Source organism: Leptolyngbya sp. NIES-2104 (genome assembly GCF_001485215.1).
In the GTDB taxonomy this organism is placed as follows: domain Bacteria; phylum Cyanobacteriota; class Cyanobacteriia; order Leptolyngbyales; family Leptolyngbyaceae; genus Leptolyngbya.
In genome coordinates this window covers 2308414-2327002 of sequence record NZ_BBWW01000001.1, presented here as the reverse complement: position 1 = coordinate 2327002, position 18589 = coordinate 2308414, and the positions used below count along the sequence as shown (strand labels likewise).

Sequence of the window (18589 nt, the reverse complement as noted above, 5' to 3'; positions counted from 1 at the left end):
TTTTGTTGTTCAGATTTGATGGGATTTTTGGGGAATGGGTCGATCGCATTCCAATCTCAAATCTCTAAGAGGATGTTTGAAGAGTCTTCGTTCGGTGCGACGACTCGCCCTGAAATGAATTTCGGGCTAATCGGCGAAAGTCCATTGAAATGGACTAAGAGACTGATATTTGCTCCGAGTCTACTTTCAGTAGACTTTCCACCATTAGCCCGAAATTCATTTCAGGGCGGGAGGCAATCGAAGCGAAGAGACTTTTCAAGGTTTTGAACTCGGTTTTGGCGATTTCACAGCTTTCGGTGAAGGCGGTGTCGAAGGAACAGGCACAATACTCGGCTTTGGACTCGGACTGATTACCGTTGGAGCCGCTTTCTCTCCCAAAATTCCGGGATTGCCTGTATCAAACACTCCTGCAACACAAGCGATCATCATCGTGGCTAACGTGCCAACAAACAAAGCTTTCCACCCTAACTCAGAAATGTCTTTGCGGCGAGAGGGAATGAGCGCGATCGTACCTCCCACAAAAATGCCCACCGAAGCCAAATGAGCAAATCCTGAGAGGGCATAACTAATGATGAGAACCGCTCGATCGCTGATCGGATTTTCGGGTCTTGATGCCGCTGCCGCCAAAGCTTGATACGGCGGAATCGCAGTTTCTAACAATCGCCGTCCAATGATCACAGAAGACTCCCACAGTTCATTCCATTCGAGCGAAACACCTGTGAGAAAGGTAAACGGCAGAAAGAGGACACCTGCAATATTTGCCAAGGTCACGACCTTGAAAAACGCTCCAATTCCACCGGGGATTATTGCGAGTCCCTCAAAGATTTGATTGACCAGCGAAACTAAACCGAGAATCAGAATGAGAACAGCCGCGATCGACACTGCCATTTTCACCCCGTCAAGTGCTCCCATAATCGCCGCATCTAGTGGACTCACCCGCTCTTCTTCCACTTGCAGCACTTCTTCGAGCATTTCGCCATCTTCCGCTAACCATTTCTTTTCTTCTCTGGGAATGCCACCGATGGTCAACGGTCGCTCAGTTTCCGGCACCAGAATTTTAGACAGAACAAAGCAAGCAGGAATCGCAATGATCGAGGCTGAAACTAAGTGTCCTAGAATGTTTGGGAACACAGGACGTAGAAAACTAACATAGATCGCTAATGTTGATGATGCAGCCGTTCCAAAGCAGCACGATAAAATTGCACAGAGTTCGCTTCGGGTCATTTTGGGTAAATAGGGCTTGACCACGATCGCAGCTTCGATCCCGACGAAAATATTTGCTGCTCCACTAAGTGCTTCGGCTCCACTCAACCGCATCGTCCAGTAAAACGTCTTAGCGAACAGATTTGTCACGACCTGAATCACACCCAAGTTTTGCAAGAGCGCCATCAGTCCAGAGAAAAAGATTACGGTTGGCAGAGCGCGGAAGGCGAAGATATAGCCCAAATTCACATCTGAAGTTTGTCCAGGGACAGGCACAACGTTTCGACCGAAAACAAATCGTGCGCCCGCGTCGGCTGCTAGAAAAACGCCATCGAGTAAATTACTGAAAACCTGGAGAGCTTCACGAGTTCCAGGCACCACAAATACCAATGCACCCAGCACGAGTTGCAGCAAGATTCCAGAGGCAACCACACGCCAGGGGAAAAATTTAGCGTGACGATGTTCAGAAAAAAGCCACGCGATCGCGCATAAGCCGAAGATTCCAGCCAGGGAAACAAGATTGAGTAAGCTCATGGGTAGAGGCGGACGAGAGAGCTAGAGAATGGGAAGTGCCCCTAGAAAGATACATAAGATTTTTCATTTCGGCACAACAATCTCGCCAGCTTCAGTAAAGTTACGGGGACGAATGAGCGAAGATTCTCAATAGCCGATCACTTCCATGTTTTTCGATTCAAATGCTGTAAATCTCGGTAAGACTGACTCTAACGGGCGCGGCTCCTTAGCCGAATTAGATTTCGATGGCGCGGGAATTGAGGAAAACAAAGGATGGGTAATCGTTGTTGTCTGAGACACTTTTGCGACACAGGAGTCGAATGGAATTGTCGCATTCAGAGCATCGATCGCTGAACTTTGACGGGCGGCATCGGCGCGATCGAATTGCCTCCCCCAACTTAATCCGAATTGATGGCGATCGTTACGACTATGTGCCCAAATCGCAGAAGCATTCTTCACAATGAACGTTTTATAGCGATCGTTCGGAGAGACTTGATGGAGATAAGCGAGATTACGAATGAAGATGCCTTTGAACTGTGGACCATCCTCGCCGCAGTTAGGTTCACAAACTTCGCGCAGAACGCCATCTTTAGAAAGGTGCTGAATCGTGGCGTTTGCGATCGCATGAGCTTGATCGAGATACGACCGATCCTTTGTACTGTTGTAGAAATCGACTAAGCCCCCGATAATGACCCCTTGGTTGTATGTCCAGGTTGGATTTCCATTGTTGCGACAGCGATCGTCGAGTCCGTCATTGATGAGATTTTTACGATTGATCATGCCCGATCGCTTGAACCAAGTCCAACTGCGTTTCGCCCAATCGATGTAACTTCCTTTACCGTAGTCGTTCACCGTACGTTGGTGTAGCCGGACAGCTACGGTAAAAAATAGCTCATTTGTGACTGCGTTTTTGTACTGACGGTCTTTTCGCCACCACATGCCGCCTCCGCATCGAGAATCCCAGCCTTTGGTCATATCTTTGAAAATCGATTTAGCGGTGTTGAGATAGCGTTTTTCGCCCGTTAAATCGTAGGCTTTAATCCAAGTAAGTGCCCACCAGCCCTGATCATCGTAGACATCTGCCTCAATGAAGCCTGTTTTCTTCTGCTTGTTGTAGGTGTTGGCGATGACCGAATGATATTTCGTTTGATTCGTAGTGCGTGAATAATCGATCGTTGTTTCCAGTGCGTTTGCCGCATTCCACCAACCGGTCGATCTCCACAGTCCGGTCGAGGAACTGTAGAAGAGTTGAAGGGCTGCCATTCCTGCGGCGGCGGCTTGGCACACTCCAGGTAAAACCATAACCGAGCATCTCCAAAAGGCTAGATGACAAAATTTGCGTCACAAAGTACTTAAGGATACTGCTCGAAATTATTCGTTAATAACAACTTAAGCTGAACAATTATGACTCAGTAACGGCATGTTGCTTTAAGTCATTCAGTGAAACGTATTCTAACGATGCGGCATGAGTGGAAGCGAGAACAACGGGGGGAGCGACTCCGGCATCGAGCGCTTCTTTCCAACGAGCGGCACAAAGACACCAGCGATCGCCCGGTTTTAGCCCCGGAAAATCATAGAGTGGCATCGGCGTGCTGAGGTCATTGCCGCGTGATTTGGTGAATTCTAAAAATTCTTCGGTCAATTGAGCACAGACGACATGAACGCCGACATCTCCGGCTCCTGTGGTACAAAATCCATCGCGATAATATCCGGTCATCGGTGAGCGACAACAAGATTGGAGTTCGCCGCCTAAGACGTTTCTAGCGCGGTTCATCATGGTGAATCTCCTATTTCAAGGCTTGCTCTAGTGCAGTTTCTTTGAATCCAACAGCGATCGCTGTTCCATCTTTAACGAACAATGGGCGCTTAATCAACATCGCATCGGATGAAAAAGCATCAATCCACTGCTTATCTGTCCAAGTTTGTTTTTCTTCTCCCAAGGCGCGATAAGACTGCCCCGACGTATTTCGCATCGGTTTTGCTCCCAACGTTGAAACCCAGTTTTTGACTTCAGCGTTGGCGGGAGGATCGTCTTTTGTGTTGATGAAGGTGTAAGCGATCGAGCGATCGTCTAACCATTTGAGGGCTTTTTTGCAGGTTCCGCAGGTGGGAATTCCGTAAACTTGGAGCGGCATCTGTACTGAATCTTAGAAGGCAACGCCCTCGATTCTAAATCAGAACATTCACCAAAATCCAATACAGGACGAGGGTGCCAATCACGCCGATCCATAATTTTGCTTGATTTATAGGTTTTTATCTTAGTGTTCAATCAGTTGGCGGAAGCGTCGATCGTTCATGATTTGCTCGAATTCCGGGTCGTTTTTGGCATCGTCTCGATAGCGGGGATTCAATCGAATCGCTTCTTCGAGGTTCTCAATGGCAGCTTGGGTATGTCCCTGAAGTGCATAACAAATCGCTTTGTTGTAGTAAGCAGGGGCGTATTTCGGCTGAATGTCGATCGCGAAATCGAAACTTTCGAGTGCATCGCGATCGCGTTCTAGCTGTACTAAGAGGTAGCCGCGATAGTTCCACACTTTGTATGCTTCAGAATCGAGTTTCAGGGCTTCATCGAATGAGGCAAGCGCTTCGGAGTATCGACCTAACATCTGAAGGGCAAGTCCTCGATTGAGCCAGGCGATCGAGTCTTTGGGGCGAATCTGCACTGCTTGATTGAAGGAGCGGAAGGCTTCTTCGTGGCGTTGTAATTTACCGAGGGCAACCCCGCGATCGCACCAAGCTTCTGAATAATCCGGCTCAAGTTGAATCGCTCGATCGTAAGAGGCGATCGCTTCTTTGAATTGTTTCAATCGTCCGAGCGCTAATCCGCGTCTCAGCCACAGTTCAGGATTGTTCGATTGGTTTTTTAAGGCACGATCGTAATGCGCGATCGCGTCTTCAAATTGACCGGATTTAAACAATGCTTCAGCCTGCTCAAAATCAGAGGATTGTTCGATAACAGGAGTTTCAACAGGTGCAGGACGGCGATTTTGTGCTTGTTCCCGCAGTCCTGAAAGTTGAGAAACAAATTCAATCTCTAACTGTTGAAGTTTGTTAAAAATAGCTTGTTTTTGTTGTACTGCATCCGAATCAAGCAATCGTAGCTTGTCGAGGAAGTTCGTTCTGCCTTGAATTGCAGTCGTTTCCAACTCAGAGAACTGTGATAACACTTCGGATTGTCTTTGAGTCAGATCGTTTTGAAGCTGTTTTTGATGGAGATCAAGCTGCGATCGCACTTCCGTTTCTTTCTGATCAAGATCTTCCTGAACTCGTTTCTGATGGAGATCAAGCTGCGATCGCACTTCCGTTTCTTTCTGAGTCAGATCGTCTTGAAGCTGTTTTTGGCGCTGTTCTAAGCTCGATCGTACTTCGGTTGCCGTTCCAGAAAGCTCAGATTCTAATTGTTCGATTTGTTCACGAATGCGATCGCGTTGGTGTTGGCTATCGGTGTGAAATTCAGCAAGCTGTGAAGCAAATTCGCTCTTGAGATGGCGCAAATCTTCTAATAGTTGATTGCGCCGATCTTCTGTGTCGGTCTGCGCGTCTGAAAGCTGCGTGATGTAATCCTGCTCGAATTGCGCCAATCGTTGCAGCGTTTGATCGCGTTGCTGCTGAACATCCGATTGAAGCTCGTCCAGGTGTGTTGTAAATGCCGTCTGTGAGCGGCTTAGATGTTCCTGTGTTAAGTGTTGCTGAGTCGTCGCGAAGGCTTCGATTTCGTCTAGTTGTGCAACTAACTGATCGCGAACTTCGTTAAAGCGATCAACGGCAATGCTCGTCTGCTCATTTGCATCGGTTTGTAGCATTGAGAGATGCGCCACAAAATCTGAGGAAAGCTTTTCTAGTTCACGCTTCGAGAGATTCACCTGCGTTTCGAGTCCGGCGAGGAGTTCAGATTGCGATCGCGACAACTGCGAAGTCAATCCGGTTAAACTTTCCGCATCTTCTGAAATTCTCTGCTGTAAGGCTTGAACTTCTCGTTCAAGTTGATCAATCACCTCACGAGATTGTTGAATTCTGCCTTCAGCTTCTCGCTGGACATCTTGTAACTGATGTTCGACTTCTGAAAGGTGCTGAAGCTGTGCAAGTCCACGATCGACAATTTCGCGAATGATAATCCGGCGGAATTTCCATAACGCGACCATGATCGCGATCGGGAAGACCGTTAGAGTGATCAGCGCAATGTTTAGTAACAAACTTGAACGGGATAAAGCGCGATCGATCTCGTCTTCGACTTGCGACCTTAATTGCTGCTGCTGTTTCAGTTGCGTTAGTTCTTGCTGCGGAGTTTGCTGTGCCTGAGCAACCGTGATCGAGCTTGTAGGCACGGAGCAGACGAGAAAGCCGCCCAAGAGAAAAGCAAAAACTGATTGATTCTTTTTCAGCATAAACAATTCCCGCTCGATCGAATGGAGGTTGTACTATTGTCCAATTTACCAAGTCGAGCCGGAAATTAGCAGAAATTATGAACGATCGCTAAATCCCTGAAGAAATTCGATCACTTCTTTCTGCGTCGGCGGCACAAACAGTGTGGGTTGAGTCAAAAAGGCAAATTCTTCTTCCGATTCCGCATATTTAATTCGACGTTTGCCAAACTGCGGATTGTCGTAAAGGGCAATCGCTCGATTTGCCGAATTTAGTAAAGTTGATCGGGTCGGAGCCTGGAAAAATCGAATCTTTTGAATCGCGATCGGAATCACTTGCAGTAGTTTCGTCGTGTCTAATTTCTGAATGGATTGACTCAGACTGGTCACAAGTGAATGCAGAATCTGAACTCCATGCGGAACATCACTGATGGTTTCAGTTGAAATCGATCGCAGCAGATGAATCAAAGCTTTCTGAGTTAAAGTTGCATCGGTGAACGGCAGAATTGCTACAAAGGCTGTCCAAAAAAGATCTTCGTTGCGATCGAGTTCAAACCTCAAAACCGTCCGCCGCTTGTGAATTTGGATCTGAGGGGGCGCGATCGCTTTTCCTTGTCGTGCAAATTGTTGATACGCGACCGCTAACGCACAATGAGCATCCGGAGTTAAGCGATCGTCAATCACAATCTCAACTGTTGGCGGCGTTGAATGAAAATACTCGCTCGGATCATTACTGAAAAACTGATAAATCTGGCTTTGATCGCCGTTCTGACTCAGATCAATCCAGCGGCAAACGGTGCCAGCCGTTTTCACACCGAATGGTGAAACTGCGTAGAGTTTTGCGCCTGTGAGATTAGAACCGCTGAGATCTGCCCCTCGCCAATCGACAAACCCAAGATTCGATCGCGTTAAATCTACATGAACCAAAGTCGCATCTAGCAGCGTGGCATGAGACAAATCTGCTCCGGTCAAATTCGCGCCACTAAGTTTCGCTCCGGTCAAATCCGCCCAGCGCAAATTTGCCCCACTTAAATCCGCCCAGCGTAAATTCGCTCCCTGCAAGTTCGCGCCCTGTAAATTCGCCCGATTGAGTGTTGTCTGTCTCAGTTCTGCATCGCGTAAATCTGCTCCAGAAAGATCGGTACTGCTCAAATCGCTACTGGTGAAATTTGTCCGCTGTAAATTTGCAGAAATCAGTTTGGCGTAGCGTAAATCTGCTCGACTGAGGTTTGCTCGATCGAGATTGACGCAGCGCAATTTGGCATCGCGTAAATCTGCATAACTTAGATTCGCGCCTTGTAAATTCGCCATACTAAAGTCAGTCCGGGTGAGTTCCGCCTTGCTCAAATCCGCATTCTGAAGATCGGTATAGCTAAAATCTGCCAAAGTCAAATTCGCGCCGTGAAAATTCGCAGTTTGACAAACCGAATGACTAAAATCGGCGCTCGTTAGTTTTGCCGCGTTGAAATTGGCTTGCACAAAGATCGATCGACTTAAATTCACCCCTGGAAGATTGACCCCGCTGAGGTTCAGCCCCGAAAATTCTCGGAGATCCGCAGCATAGTGTTCGAGCAGTTCCTCAACGTTCATTCCTTCACTGTCCTAAAAAAATTCGGGCGAATTTAGCGCTAACGTACCCAGATGTAGATCAGAATGACCTCGTAGGACGTTGGGAGAATAGGCGATGCAAATCGGAATCGTGGGCTTGGGATTGATCGGCGGATCGCTGGGATTGGATTTGCGATCGCAAGGTCACACCGTTCTCGGAGTCAGCCGCAAATCCCGAACCTGTGAAATTGCGGTTGTCCGTGGTGCAGTCGATGCAGCCGAAACGGATTTGTCGCTCTTGGCGGATACCGATGCGATTTTTGTCTGTACCCCGATCGTGCATTTGGTTCCTACGATTGAACAATTGATTCCGTGTATCGCTTCAGACACCGTTTTAACCGATGTTGGCTCAGTTAAAGCATCGATCGTCAAAAATATTTCACCGATGTGGAAAAATTTCGTTGGCGGTCATCCGATGGCAGGCACCGCAGAAAGTGGCATCGAAGCCGCTGTACATGGATTGTTTGCGGGAAATCCTTATGTTTTGACTCCGACTGAGGAAACGCCTAGAGATGCGATTGATCGAATCGAATCGCTATTACGTCCATTGCAGGTGAAATTATTTCACTGTCAGCCCGAAGATCACGATCGAGCCGTTGCCTGGATTTCTCACCTTCCAGTGATGGTCAGCGCGAGTTTAATTTCTGCTTGTTTAAATGAGTCAGATTCCACAGTCTTAAAACTTGCTCAAGCTTTAGCGAGTTCTGGATTTCGCGATACAAGTCGCGTTGGTGGCGGCAATCCAGAATTAGGACTAATGATGGCACAGTACAATCGATCGGAAGTTTTGCGATCGCTCCACACCTATCGAGCAGAAATCGATCAAATCATTGCACTGATTGAACAGGAAGACTGGAAAGCCTTAGAAGCACTGTTAATACGGACTCAGGAAATGCGATCGACGTTTCTCTAGGGAGGCGGTAATAATGTGACACCTGAAATAAACCGAAAATCGCGCTGGTTCTTCGTCACAAGTGGGTAATTGTATGAAATTGCGGTTGCTGCAATTAGCGCGTCTGGAATCAGCAAACTGTGACTCAGATAATATTGGCGAAGCAGTTCAACGGCTTGATGCGAAACCGCTTCATTGACTGGAATCACTTCAAACCTTGCGAGAAACTTTTCTGCTGCTTGAAGTGATCGTTTATCACGACAACCTACAATAATTTCCATCTGCGTTACGACACTGATCGCAAGCGTTGTCGTTACAGCCGATGTTGCGAGATATTCACCCGTTGCAATCATTCCCCGACTGTAATCAATCAAAATATCGGAATCGATTAGAATAACCTGCGACATCCTAGCGGTTCCAGTGCTGCTGGCGAATTTGTCTGACCCAAGTAGCACTATCTTCTAAATCTTCACGATCGCGCCAAATTCCAAAAAATGGATCAGATATCCAGTCAGATTTGAAGTTATCTAACTGCGCTGTTTGATCATCAGCCGCCTGTGATTGGTCTTTTTGTTGCAGAAACTCAATGAAATCTAAGACCTCTTGCTGCCGTTCGGGTGAAAGCATCTTTAATTTTTCAATCACCAGCGATTCAGAACTCATAGTACTCTCAGCATTTGCTCTGCCTCGATTGTACTTGAGAAAACCGATGCGATCGTACTCCTCAACAAGGATGACAGCATCAAGCTGCTACTAAAGCGCTCCAGCAGGCATCAAGCCTAATGTCTCAAGCAGTCGATCACTATCAAAATACTGCTCGATCATTTGACAAATACACTGAAACTTGATCGGTTCTTGCAGTCGAACTTCCCCAAATGCCCGTTCGATAATTTCAACCGTTGTAAGCGTATCGAGATCCACTGAGAGAATCGGAATTTCTAGATCTTCTGCCCGCGAAATAATGTCTTTTGTCGGTGGAATGTGACCCGTCAGAATCAAACATTGGGTTGAAGTTTCGAGTGCCGCTAATTGCAAATCAGTACGATCGCCACCTGTCACTACTGCCATATTTTGCCGAGCACGAAAGTATTTCAGTGCAGAATTCACGTTCATCGCCCCGATCGTCAAACTTTCGACCATATGATCAAGCCGATCGCCCCGACACAGCACTTCTGCACCAAGCTGATGAACTAATTCCGCAACACTCACACTTCTAAGTAAAGTACTGCTCGGCAGCACTCCAAACACCGCAATCCCTTGTTTCTCTAAAAATGGGGAGAAGGAATTGTTAATCGCTTCAACTTGCTCCCTTGGCACATCGTTAATCAGCACACCGATTAAACGATCGCCTAATTGCTCTTTCGCGCTCAAAATCACATCCAACAACAACACCGAATGAAATCGAGCAACGAGCATGACCGATGCTTGAATCGTATCGGCAACTTGCAACAGTGATAAATCGAATAATTTTCCTTCGCTGAGGGTTCCAGGACCTTCAAGAATCACCAGATCGCCTTTTTGGTTTTGCGATCGCTCTTTCAACGCTTGCCGATAATCCTGGGTATCCGAACCATTCAATCGATTCTCAACCGTTTCTGAATTCAGCGTCAAAACCGGGGCTTGAAGTCGATCGTCACTCAACTGAATTGTTTCTGCCACAAACTGAATATCGCCATCGCTATCTGCCATCTGGGTTTGTCCCCACCCGCCACCTAGCGCTTTACCATAGGCAAGGTCCAGCCCTCGCGCTTTCAGTTGGTGGGCAATGCCTAAAATCGCAGCAGACTTGCCACTGTAGGCTTCTAGGGAACCAATCAATAAATACTTGGCAGACTTAGGCACGCGCTCACTCCGGTTACTCAAAGAGCCGTCTTAGAGGGTGTTTGAGAAGTAATCGTTTGTCGCATGACTCGCCCCGGAATGGAATTCGGGGCTAACAGTGCGAAGTTCCCCTCCGGGAACTAAAATCACCTGTCTAAGTCTCTTGCAGTCCCCTTCAGTGGACTTCGTTCGGTTAGCCCCGAATTCCATTCCGGGGCGGGTGAACGCAATGAACGATACTTTCTCAAACACCCTCTTAACTCTAAGAATTCTATCGCACTCGCGCCCAGTCAAGTTCGAGAACGCATCTAAAAAATGAGGGAGCGATTAGATGTAATCGCTCCCTCAAAAAATTCTTAAAATTCTCTTTAGTCGTCGATTCTGAGCAGCTTTCGATAAAACGACTGAGAAAAATCCGACAAGCGACTGCGCTTGAAATTGTGAATCACTTCAATCAAGAAATCCACAAATTCAAAATTCGCCATCATCACTTCATAACTTAGTTCCGCATTCCCCTCGAACTGAATCCGACAGCGACATAAATCAGCGGGCAGCGTCGATACATTCCAAGACGCGACAAATGGAATACTATCGCCCCCTTCGATTTTGCGCTCTCCTTCTAAAGCACCTTTCTGATAGAGACTAATTGCAAACGGTAGAAGCTGTTTTTTTCCCTGCTGCGGATAGTAGGGCAGATATACCCCAACTTGTTGAGTCGGCGCGGGTTGAAGTTTCTCGATCGACATAATTAATTGACTTCCTCGTCAATTCAACTGAGCGGCATGAGTATCTTGCGGGCGGACTCATTGTTCCCAAACTTTGATTTGAATCTCACATTACTATTTGTTACAAAACTTAAAGCCGCTCTCAGAAACAGTACGTCTGTCTTTTATGATGAGCAAAGCACGAAACACAATCGGCTTCGTCACACTTTTTAATAATTCAAGTGTAAGAACCCGAAACGTTTTAATCTAAGAAATGAACTGGTTGACCCTGGGCAAATCGTTTTAACGTGCGAAGGCTGATAGCGCGTCCGCGAGTCGGCTCTTTAAGAAACAACGTGCCAGGTGACGCTCTGGTCAGATTTAACACAGTAACGATCCGTAAATGGGAGCTTTAGAATCCAATGAGTGTTAAGGCAAGTGGTGGAAGCTCGGTTGCACGCCCGCAACTATACCAAACCGTACCAGTTGCTACGATTTCACAAGCAGAACAACAAGACCGCTTTCTCGGTCGCGGTGAGCTTGATGAACTTGTGCAGTATTTTAAGTCCGGGCAGAAACGCCTCGAAATCGCTGAAATTCTGACTCGCAACTCGGAATTGATCGTTTCTCGATCGGCGAACCGCATCTTCACGGGTGGTTCACCGATGGCGTTTTTGGAGAAGCCTGCTGAAGAACCCGTGAAAACGGTGGCAGGTACAACCTTGAACACCGAAGAAGGAATGAAACTGGGCACGGTCACTTATGCGGAAGGCTCTGGTGGCGGATTGTTCGGCGGCATTCGGAACTTCTTCTTAACCCCCAGCGCAGGCGCGATTCCCCCCGGTTTCCGCCCGATTAACGTCGCCCGTTATGGTCCGAGCAACATGGCGAAGTCGTTACGCGACTTAAGCTGGTTCTTGCGCTATACCACTTATGCGATCGTCGCTGGCGATCCGAATATTATCTCGGTCAATACTCGCGGTTTGCGGGAAATCATCGAGCGGGCTTGTTCGAGCGATGCCACGATCGTTGCTCTACAAGAAATGAAGGTTGCCGCTGGAAATTACTTCCGGGGTGATGCGGATGCGAAAGAAATCGTGGATCAGTATTTCGATGTCTTGATTACTGAGTTCAAAGCGCCGACTCCTTCGGATAAAGTACGTCAGCGTCCGTCGGGTGATCTTCAAGGTCTGCAACTGCCGCAAATCTACTTCAACGCAGCAGAACGCCGTCCGAAGTACGCGATGAAGCCGGGACTATCGAGCAGCGAAAAGAACGATGTGGTGAAAGCGGCTTACCGCCAAGTGTTTGAACGCGACATCACCCGCGCTTATTCGTTGGGAATTTCGGATCTCGAATCCAAAGTCAAGAACGGCGACATTTCGATGAAGGAATTCGTCCGCCGTTTGGCAAAATCGCCGCTGTACCGCAAGAATTTCTTCGAGCCATATATTAACAGTCGCGCTTTAGAATTGGCGTTTCGTCATATCTTGGGTCGTGGTCCTTCTTCACGTGAAGAAGTGCAGAAATATTTCTCGATCGTGTCTGGTGGTGGCTTAAATGCACTCGTCGATGCGCTCGTGGACTCCAAAGAATACGGCGACTACTTCGGTGAAGAAACCGTTCCGTATCTACGGGGTTTGGGACAAGAAGCGCAAGAATGCCGCAACTGGGGTCCGCAACAAGACCTGTTCAACTACAGTGCGCCATTCCGCAAAGTTCCACAGTTCCTCACAACTTTTGCATCGTACGATCAACCGCTACCGGATCAGCACCCTTATGGCTCTGGCAACGATCCGCTAGAAATTCAATTCGGTGCCATCTTCCCGAAAGAGACGAAGAATCCCAGTTCTAACCCGGCTCCGTTCGGCAAAGATACCCGTCGGATTCTGATCAATCGCGGTCCGGGTATCAACAACCAATTGAGCAATCCCAATGCTCGTGGTGTGGCTCCTGGAACGTTAGGACCGAAGGTATTCAAGTACGATCAAAGTCCAAGCTTCACTGGAACATTCGCTAAGAAGTCTTCTGGAACTCAAGGGATCAGCACCAAGTTCTCGGAAAGTTCGACTCAAGCGGTGATCAAAGCGGCTTACCTGCAAGTCTTTGGTCGTGATGTGTACGACGGTCAACGCCTCAAATTCGACGAAATCAAGCTCGAAAACGGCGAAATTACCGTCAAAGAGTTCATTCGTCGCTTGGCAAAATCGCCTCTGTTCCGCAGTTTGTACTGGGAAAAACTGTATGTGACGAAAGCGATCGAATATATTCACCGTCGCTTACTCGGTCGTCCTACCTACGGTCGTCAAGAAATCAACCAATACTTTGATCTCTGCTCGAAGAAAGGCGTATTTGCCGTCATCGACGCAATTCTTGACACCGAGGAGTACAACAAAACTTTTGGCGAAGATACCATTCCCTATGAGCGCTATCTCACGCCCGCTGGTGTTTCTCTGAGAACCGTCCGGGTTGGCTCGATTCAAGACAAAGGCACGAAGGTTACGAAGGAAGAAACGCCTCGCTTCGTGGAATTGGGAACCGCTGCGGGAATGCGGACTCAGCCGGATATCGACTTCCGGATCAATCAAGGGGTCAGCAAGAAGCGCGAACAAACCAAAGTGTTCAAGCTGACTCAAACCACGGACAAGACGAACCTGCAAACGGTGATTGGAGCCGCTTATCGTCAAGTGTTCGAGCGTGACATTGCTCCTTATGTCGCACAAAACGAATTCTCGGCACTCGAAAGTAAGCTCGGCAATGGTGAAATCAACCTCAAAGAGTTCATCATCGGCTTAGGTTCTTCTGGCTTGTACATCAAGGAGTTCTACACCCCGTACCCGAACACGAAAGTGATCGAACTGGGAACCAAGCACTTCTTGGGACGCGCTCCGCTCGATCAAGCTGAAATTCGCAAGTACAACAAGATTCTTGCAACTCAAGGCTTGAAAGCATTCGTCACCGAAATGGTGAACAGCGAAGAATACGCGGAAGCATTCGGCGAAGATGTGGTTCCATATAACCGCTTCTTAACGCTGCCTGCGGCGAACTTCCCGAACTCGCAAACCTTGTACAACAAGCTCACCAAGCAGAATAACAAGGTCGAGATTCCGAGCTTCTCGCCTGCGAAATCGAAGATGGATGTGGCTCAAATGCCATTAACCGCAACCGCGATCGAAGACAATGCCGCCCAAGAGCGCAAAGCCGACGGCAGCAAACCCCGATTTATCCAACTCGGTCGATCGTTTAGCAATGGTGACGGTCAATCGGTTGAAGTCGGAGTCGGCACCAGCCGCCGGAAACCTGCCCGCATCTATCGGATGAATCCGGGTATGTCGCAGAACGAAACCGAATTGGTGCTCAACGCGATTTACGTCCAAGTGATGGATGTATTTAGCGGACAAGTGCCGAGCCAGTTTAAGCGATCGGATCTCGAAAGTAAGCTGCGGAACGGCGAAATCTCGGTGCGGGAATTCGTCAAGACCTTGGCAAGCTCAGACATCTACGTGCGTCGCTTCTACGCTCCGTACCCAAATACGAAAGTGATCGAGTTCTTGTTCCGTCACTTGTTGGGTCGTGCACCTGCAACCCAAGCTGAAATCCGTGAGTACAACAAGATCTTGGCGAGTCAAGGCTTGAAAGCTGCGGTGACTGCAATGGTCAACAGTGCAGAATACTCGCGCTACTTTGGCGAAGATGTGGTTCCGTACAAGCGTTATCCGTCGCTTCCTGCTGGTAACTACCTCGGTAGTGTGAAAGCGGATGCGGACTTGGTGAAACAATCTTGGTCGGATCTGTCGCCGTCTTATGTGACGGGTCGCCTGAGCTAGATTGATTGAATGAAAAAGCCCTCGATCGACAATTGTGCGATCGAGGGCTTTTTCTATGAGTTGGTATGATAGATTCACAGTTGAATGTGGTCGTTTGCTAATGAATCAACCTACAACGCTTGAAGCCGCGATCGAACTCATTGACGCTCTTTCGCTCGAAGATCAGACTGCTTTGATAGACCTATTTCAAAAGCGAGTACGTCGGCAAGAGCTGATTCGTGAGATTCAAGAAATTCGCGAGGAAGTAGCTCAAGGCGATGTACAATTTGGGTCTGTTGCTGACTTTCTTGCTGCGATCGACGATTGAGAAGAATTGCCTAGAGTCCAGAATCACGACGAGCTTTGAAACGTGCAGTTCGCCGAAACGCTCAATTGCGAGAACGAATTGACGAAGTTCTTGAGCTTCTAGCTTGTTCCCTTGGCTGCGTAGTACATTGTTAGACCGCTAATTCTGAATAGGGTTCTACACCAGGGCTTAACAGCTTATCTCCCTGGAAGACTTCATGACGAAATTCTGCAACATTCACACGCATATCATCGAGCCAAGCAGAGATATAGAATCTCTACTTAGCGAAGCATACAGTCATGCTGTAAATTTTCTGCAAGGTATTTGGCAGATTACTATTCTAAGTTGTTATATTTCTTAACACAACTCCTCCGCCTCGTCTAGATGCTCACCTTACGGCAGCACATCATCAACGGGTTCGCTCACCGTTGTTACTAGGTCTAACGAACATGGAAAACGCTGTAAAACTTCGATTCAGAAGAGTAGTCTATAAATTTGGTCTCATCTGGTTTCTGGTAAATTTTTCAATCGTCTCAATTGGTCTCTATCTGTCTCATCAGATTCAATATAATGACCTGCTTTCCGTTCCAGCGATGTTGATATTAATCGGGTTAGTGCTTGGTCTGAGCCAGGGAATGTTAATCAGAAAGCATTTTCAAGCTTTCTTTCGTCGATTTAAGCTTGGCGGGTGGGTAGCTTCCTTGCTCATCGGATTGACCTTAACGTTTCTGACGGCTCTCGCAAGTATGATAGTTTCCATTCTCCCAGGTCTCTCCCAATTAGGTAGGCTTGGTAGTTCAGTACCACCGCCGCCGGACATCGCCTCTGTTGTAGAGAGTTTTACGCTGTTGAGTAAGTATTTATTCGTCGTCGGCAGTGTCCTTGGTGGAGGAATCACTGGATTGTTTCAGTTTGCAATGATTAGAAAATACGTCAAATCTGCCGTTCTTTGGATTGTAGCGACCACATTGAGCGCAGGATTGAATGGGCTAATTTATTATTCATCCGTTCAAAGTGGTCTTTTCAATGAGTTTAATCGTCCTTATGACCCTAATTATGATTCTGTTGCGGCTGTAACGAGCGGAAAGATAGGAGTTGTTTATGGATTTATTACGGGTGTTGCAATGATGATAATGCTGTACAGAACAATCGAACATCAGACCCGATCGCAGGCTCAATCGTCATAGAGTGCGAATCTAACGTCGAAAGCCTGTCTGTCACCCTCCGCGAAGAATCTGCCAATAACGACGATCGAGGGCTTTCTAATGAGCGCAATTTACCGCTCTATCAGAAAGTGTAACTGAACAGTAATATGACTTCCCTGCTTCCAGACGATTTTTCCTTCGGTTCTAGATGCAGTGCTGATAAATCGCTGTGTGAGAACGGCTGAGATCATTTCACCCATTAGAAAACTAGCGCCAATCAACGGGAAGAGTTTTTTGATCACAGCGGAACTTCCTGAATCTCTGCAAAAGAAAGCTCATGCGGTTCTAAAACTTGATCGGAGCGCTGACATCGAATCGAAAAACTACAGTCCAAACATTCTGAGGCAGTTTCGGGGAGTTGCGGGAAGGGTTCGCTTTGGGTTTCGTATCGATCGAGCCATTCACTAAACTGATTTAACAATTGAGATAAAACCTGTCGTGTTTCCTCGTGCTGCTTCGCACTGTAAGACAGCTTCAAGCTTTGAGCCATTTCCCCGTTTGCTTGGAAAAACCAGTAGGTCATCGAAATCTGTTCGGGTGCATAATCGCTCGTTTCCGCTAATACAAACGGGTATAAACGCGACTGCCAGCTTTGAGCTAAATCTGCTTTCGAGGGTTTTGGATACGTTTTCCAATCGAGAATTTGGGCTTCTTGTTCGGTCAAAATTAACAGGTCATATACCACTGTCAGAATGTGTCCTTGAAATTCCAGCATTCGGAGATGTTCGCTTTCTCGAAACATTGGATCATGAATCTGGAGAATTTGCGGGGCGGCTCCGATAAACGCATGAAACCATTGTCTAAGCTGCGGATCTTCTTGCAGGAAAGGCTCGATCGGTAAACCCATCTCCCACTGTTGCATCAAGGCGTGGAACCGACTTCCCGATAAGAGTCGCTCTTGTTGCTCTGGAGAATTCGGTGATCCTAATTGTTCTAAATACGTGTGCTGAAATTTTCGCGGGCACAGTTCTAATAAATTGAGATGACCTTGGGAAAGTCGCATCGGGTTACTCTTTGGTTAAAACGAACACACTACCCTCGTTACCGCGACCGATTCGCAGGTCTTCATCGAGATAGGTAATATCTAGCCAACCTTGCTGATCTCGGTTCTCGATACTAAAATCGATCGCAGCAAACTTCCGATCAGATTCTAACTGGTGAATAAAGTAGCCGGGCGATTGGTAATCGACGAGACGCTGTAAGCCGATAATCGATCGCTCGAATTTCACATCGACTCGCTTTTCTGAAACCGGACGAAATCGCGCCACAACCGAAACGATTCCCTCTAAAAATGGCAGTCCTGAGACTTCTGCAATGTTATAAACTTTGCCCTCTAAAGCGCGAATACACTGATAGACCTGTCCCAACTTGAGAAAGGGAAACTGATCGATTCCCAAAATGCCGCGACTGGTTGTATAAAGGAGTCGCCAATCGCCATCAAGCAGATTCAGAGCCTCGATCGGTCTTGGAGTTGGATTTCGGTCTTCGAGTTGTGCGATCGCTGCCATGATCCCCTGTTTCTGAGCCTCATTTGCCAGCAACCCGCGATTTTTTCCAGCAATGATTTCAAGTAAAGCGGCTTTCCCGATCATGACACGCTCCCAGAGTAGATAGAAATTATCCTAACGGCTCTCCACAACTCTGTTTCAGGTGAAAAAACATTCTTTATTGAAGGTTGAAAACAAATTGCTTGACAATTTCGGAAAACCGTGGAAAATGCTTGAATCTAAAACAAATCAGACTCAATCAAAAAATTGCTCCGATTCGAGCAAAAAACATCTTGCAAATGTGCCCCAAAGTGGTACACTTCGGGTGTTTCGGTCAGTCTAATATTAAGGTAGAACCCTCTACTGCTGGAGATAGAAACGCTCAATGATTTACAACCCCTCCTTACGTCAAGAAACTCGAAACCAACGCGCAGCGGTGATTCCTATGCAGCAGGAATCTTCGATTCTCGACTGGCTCGAAAGTTCGGGTCGATTACTCGCTCGCGATAATGCGGATTTCGACTACCTCGATGATGAGGAAGAAATTAACGAACTGATGGAAAACGACGGCGGTACCTTTGACACCGACGACGATGATGATGATCTCGGTTTAGAAGACGAATAGACGATGAGGGGCTAGGTGTCTAGCCCCTAGCGATCCGGTGTGGTGTGTAATTTGTGC

At 47.4% G+C, this 18589-nt stretch carries 18 protein-coding genes; 5 read left to right on the top strand and 13 right to left on the bottom strand.

The window, feature by feature from the left end; translation table 11 throughout:
* Positions 1–255: 255 nt before the first annotated feature.
* The 6 genes from NIES2104_RS10750 to NIES2104_RS10725 form a co-directional block, all read right to left on the bottom strand.
* Positions 256–1737 (bottom strand): NupC/NupG family nucleoside CNT transporter, encoded by a 1482-nt coding sequence (locus tag NIES2104_RS10750; RefSeq protein WP_058998213.1) that lies wholly within the window; start codon positions 1735–1737, stop codon positions 256–258.
* A gap of 126 nt (positions 1738–1863) precedes the next feature.
* A complete protein-coding gene (locus tag NIES2104_RS10745; protein ID WP_072218053.1) occupies positions 1864–3018 on the bottom strand; it encodes a glycoside hydrolase family 76 protein in 1155 nt (384 codons plus the stop codon).
* Positions 3019–3118: 100 nt separating this feature from the next.
* Complete coding sequence (locus NIES2104_RS10740; RefSeq protein ID WP_059001661.1) at positions 3119–3490, bottom strand: DUF2237 family protein; 372 nt, start codon at positions 3488–3490, stop codon at positions 3119–3121.
* A 13-nt stretch (positions 3491–3503) separates the two neighbouring features.
* Complete coding sequence (locus NIES2104_RS10735; RefSeq protein WP_058998212.1) at positions 3504–3851, bottom strand: Spx/MgsR family RNA polymerase-binding regulatory protein; 348 nt, start codon at positions 3849–3851, stop codon at positions 3504–3506.
* Positions 3852–3974: 123 nt separating this feature from the next.
* Complete coding sequence (locus NIES2104_RS10730) at positions 3975–6101, bottom strand: tetratricopeptide repeat protein (protein ID WP_058998211.1); 2127 nt, start codon at positions 6099–6101, stop codon at positions 3975–3977.
* A gap of 75 nt (positions 6102–6176) precedes the next feature.
* Entirely contained in the window at positions 6177–7667 is a 1491-nt protein-coding gene (locus tag NIES2104_RS10725) for a pentapeptide repeat-containing protein (RefSeq protein WP_058998210.1), read from the bottom strand.
* A 94-nt stretch (positions 7668–7761) separates the two neighbouring features.
* On the opposite strand from NIES2104_RS10725, the gene NIES2104_RS10720 reads away from it, so the two are divergent.
* Positions 7762–8598, top strand: a complete 837-nt coding sequence (locus NIES2104_RS10720) for a prephenate/arogenate dehydrogenase (protein WP_058998209.1) — start codon at positions 7762–7764, stop codon at positions 8596–8598.
* Here NIES2104_RS10720 and NIES2104_RS10715 read toward each other — a convergent pair.
* The 4 genes from NIES2104_RS10715 to ebsA form a co-directional block, all read right to left on the bottom strand.
* Entirely contained in the window at positions 8595–8984 is a 390-nt protein-coding gene (locus NIES2104_RS10715; protein WP_058998208.1) for a type II toxin-antitoxin system VapC family toxin, read from the bottom strand. The two genes, NIES2104_RS10720 and NIES2104_RS10715, sit on opposite strands and share 4 nt — an antisense overlap.
* Position 8985: 1 nt before the next feature.
* Positions 8986–9240, bottom strand: coding sequence for a DUF2281 domain-containing protein (locus tag NIES2104_RS10710; RefSeq protein WP_058998207.1), 255 nt, complete (start codon positions 9238–9240; stop codon positions 8986–8988).
* A 90-nt stretch (positions 9241–9330) separates the two neighbouring features.
* Positions 9331–10419 carry a phosphotransacetylase family protein gene (locus tag NIES2104_RS10705; protein WP_058998206.1) on the bottom strand — a complete coding sequence of 363 codons (1089 nt, stop codon included), beginning with the start codon at positions 10417–10419 and terminating at the stop codon, positions 9331–9333.
* A 347-nt stretch (positions 10420–10766) separates the two neighbouring features.
* The gene (gene ebsA, locus NIES2104_RS10700; protein WP_058998205.1) at positions 10767–11144 is read right to left on the bottom strand and encodes a type IV pilus biogenesis protein EbsA; all 378 of its coding nucleotides are present in this window, start codon (positions 11142–11144) and stop codon (positions 10767–10769) included.
* A gap of 380 nt (positions 11145–11524) precedes the next feature.
* Here ebsA and NIES2104_RS10695 point away from each other — a divergent pair, with 380 nt between their 5' ends.
* From NIES2104_RS10695 to NIES2104_RS10685, 3 genes are all read left to right on the top strand, one after another.
* The gene (locus NIES2104_RS10695; protein ID WP_058998204.1) at positions 11525–14929 is read left to right on the top strand and encodes a phycobilisome rod-core linker polypeptide; all 3405 of its coding nucleotides are present in this window, start codon (positions 11525–11527) and stop codon (positions 14927–14929) included.
* A gap of 100 nt (positions 14930–15029) precedes the next feature.
* Complete coding sequence (locus NIES2104_RS10690; RefSeq protein WP_059001660.1) at positions 15030–15236, top strand: hypothetical protein; 207 nt, start codon at positions 15030–15032, stop codon at positions 15234–15236.
* 428 nt (positions 15237–15664) lie between these two features.
* Positions 15665–16402: a hypothetical protein gene (locus NIES2104_RS10685; protein WP_058998203.1), complete on the top strand. Its 738-nt coding sequence runs from the start codon at positions 15665–15667 to the stop codon at positions 16400–16402.
* 89 nt (positions 16403–16491) lie between these two features.
* Here the strand turns inward: NIES2104_RS10685 and NIES2104_RS31690 are convergent, their stop codons facing one another.
* From NIES2104_RS31690 to NIES2104_RS10675, 3 genes are read right to left on the bottom strand one after another with little or no spacing between them, the layout of a single operon-like run.
* The gene (locus NIES2104_RS31690; protein ID WP_156426920.1) at positions 16492–16662 is read right to left on the bottom strand and encodes a hypothetical protein; all 171 of its coding nucleotides are present in this window, start codon (positions 16660–16662) and stop codon (positions 16492–16494) included.
* On the bottom strand, positions 16659–17423 hold the full coding sequence (locus NIES2104_RS10680) for a PD-(D/E)XK nuclease family protein (RefSeq protein ID WP_058998202.1): 765 nt from the start codon (positions 17421–17423) through the stop codon (positions 16659–16661). Before NIES2104_RS10680 ends, NIES2104_RS31690 begins: the two co-directional genes overlap by 4 nt.
* Positions 17424–17427: 4 nt before the next feature.
* Entirely contained in the window at positions 17428–18012 is a 585-nt protein-coding gene (locus NIES2104_RS10675) for a PAP/fibrillin family protein (RefSeq protein WP_058998201.1), read from the bottom strand.
* A gap of 280 nt (positions 18013–18292) precedes the next feature.
* On the opposite strand from NIES2104_RS10675, the gene NIES2104_RS10670 reads away from it, so the two are divergent.
* Positions 18293–18532 (top strand): DUF3134 domain-containing protein, encoded by a 240-nt coding sequence (locus NIES2104_RS10670; protein ID WP_202815047.1) that lies wholly within the window; start codon positions 18293–18295, stop codon positions 18530–18532.
* The last annotated feature ends 57 nt before the right edge of the window (positions 18533–18589 follow it).

Bases quoted from the DNA above. Each gene is read 5' to 3' on its own strand.
- ebsA (WP_058998205.1), bottom strand. From the start codon at position 11,144: ATGTCGATCGAGAAACTTCAACCCGCGCCGACTCAACAAGTTGGGGTA.
- NIES2104_RS10735 (WP_058998212.1), bottom strand. From the start codon at position 3,851: ATGCCGCTCCAAGTTTACGGAATTCCCACCTGCGGAACCTGCAAAAAA.
- NIES2104_RS10750 (WP_058998213.1), bottom strand. From the start codon at position 1,737: ATGAGCTTACTCAATCTTGTTTCCCTGGCTGGAATCTTCGGCTTATGC.
- NIES2104_RS10745 (WP_072218053.1), bottom strand. From the start codon at position 3,018: ATGGTTTTACCTGGAGTGTGCCAAGCCGCCGCCGCAGGAATGGCAGCC.
- NIES2104_RS10695 (WP_058998204.1), top strand. From the start codon at position 11,525: ATGAGTGTTAAGGCAAGTGGTGGAAGCTCGGTTGCACGCCCGCAACTA.
- NIES2104_RS10675 (WP_058998201.1), bottom strand. From the start codon at position 18,012: ATGATCGGGAAAGCCGCTTTACTTGAAATCATTGCTGGAAAAAATCGC.
- NIES2104_RS10685 (WP_058998203.1), top strand. From the start codon at position 15,665: ATGGAAAACGCTGTAAAACTTCGATTCAGAAGAGTAGTCTATAAATTT.
- NIES2104_RS10690 (WP_059001660.1), top strand. From the start codon at position 15,030: ATGAATCAACCTACAACGCTTGAAGCCGCGATCGAACTCATTGACGCT.
- NIES2104_RS10725 (WP_058998210.1), bottom strand. From the start codon at position 7,667: ATGAACGTTGAGGAACTGCTCGAACACTATGCTGCGGATCTCCGAGAA.
- NIES2104_RS10740 (WP_059001661.1), bottom strand. From the start codon at position 3,490: ATGAACCGCGCTAGAAACGTCTTAGGCGGCGAACTCCAATCTTGTTGT.
- NIES2104_RS10720 (WP_058998209.1), top strand. From the start codon at position 7,762: ATGCAAATCGGAATCGTGGGCTTGGGATTGATCGGCGGATCGCTGGGA.
- NIES2104_RS10715 (WP_058998208.1), bottom strand. From the start codon at position 8,984: ATGTCGCAGGTTATTCTAATCGATTCCGATATTTTGATTGATTACAGT.
- NIES2104_RS10710 (WP_058998207.1), bottom strand. From the start codon at position 9,240: ATGAGTTCTGAATCGCTGGTGATTGAAAAATTAAAGATGCTTTCACCC.
- NIES2104_RS10730 (WP_058998211.1), bottom strand. From the start codon at position 6,101: ATGCTGAAAAAGAATCAATCAGTTTTTGCTTTTCTCTTGGGCGGCTTT.
- NIES2104_RS10680 (WP_058998202.1), bottom strand. From the start codon at position 17,423: ATGCGACTTTCCCAAGGTCATCTCAATTTATTAGAACTGTGCCCGCGA.
- NIES2104_RS10670 (WP_202815047.1), top strand. From the start codon at position 18,293: ATGATTTACAACCCCTCCTTACGTCAAGAAACTCGAAACCAACGCGCA.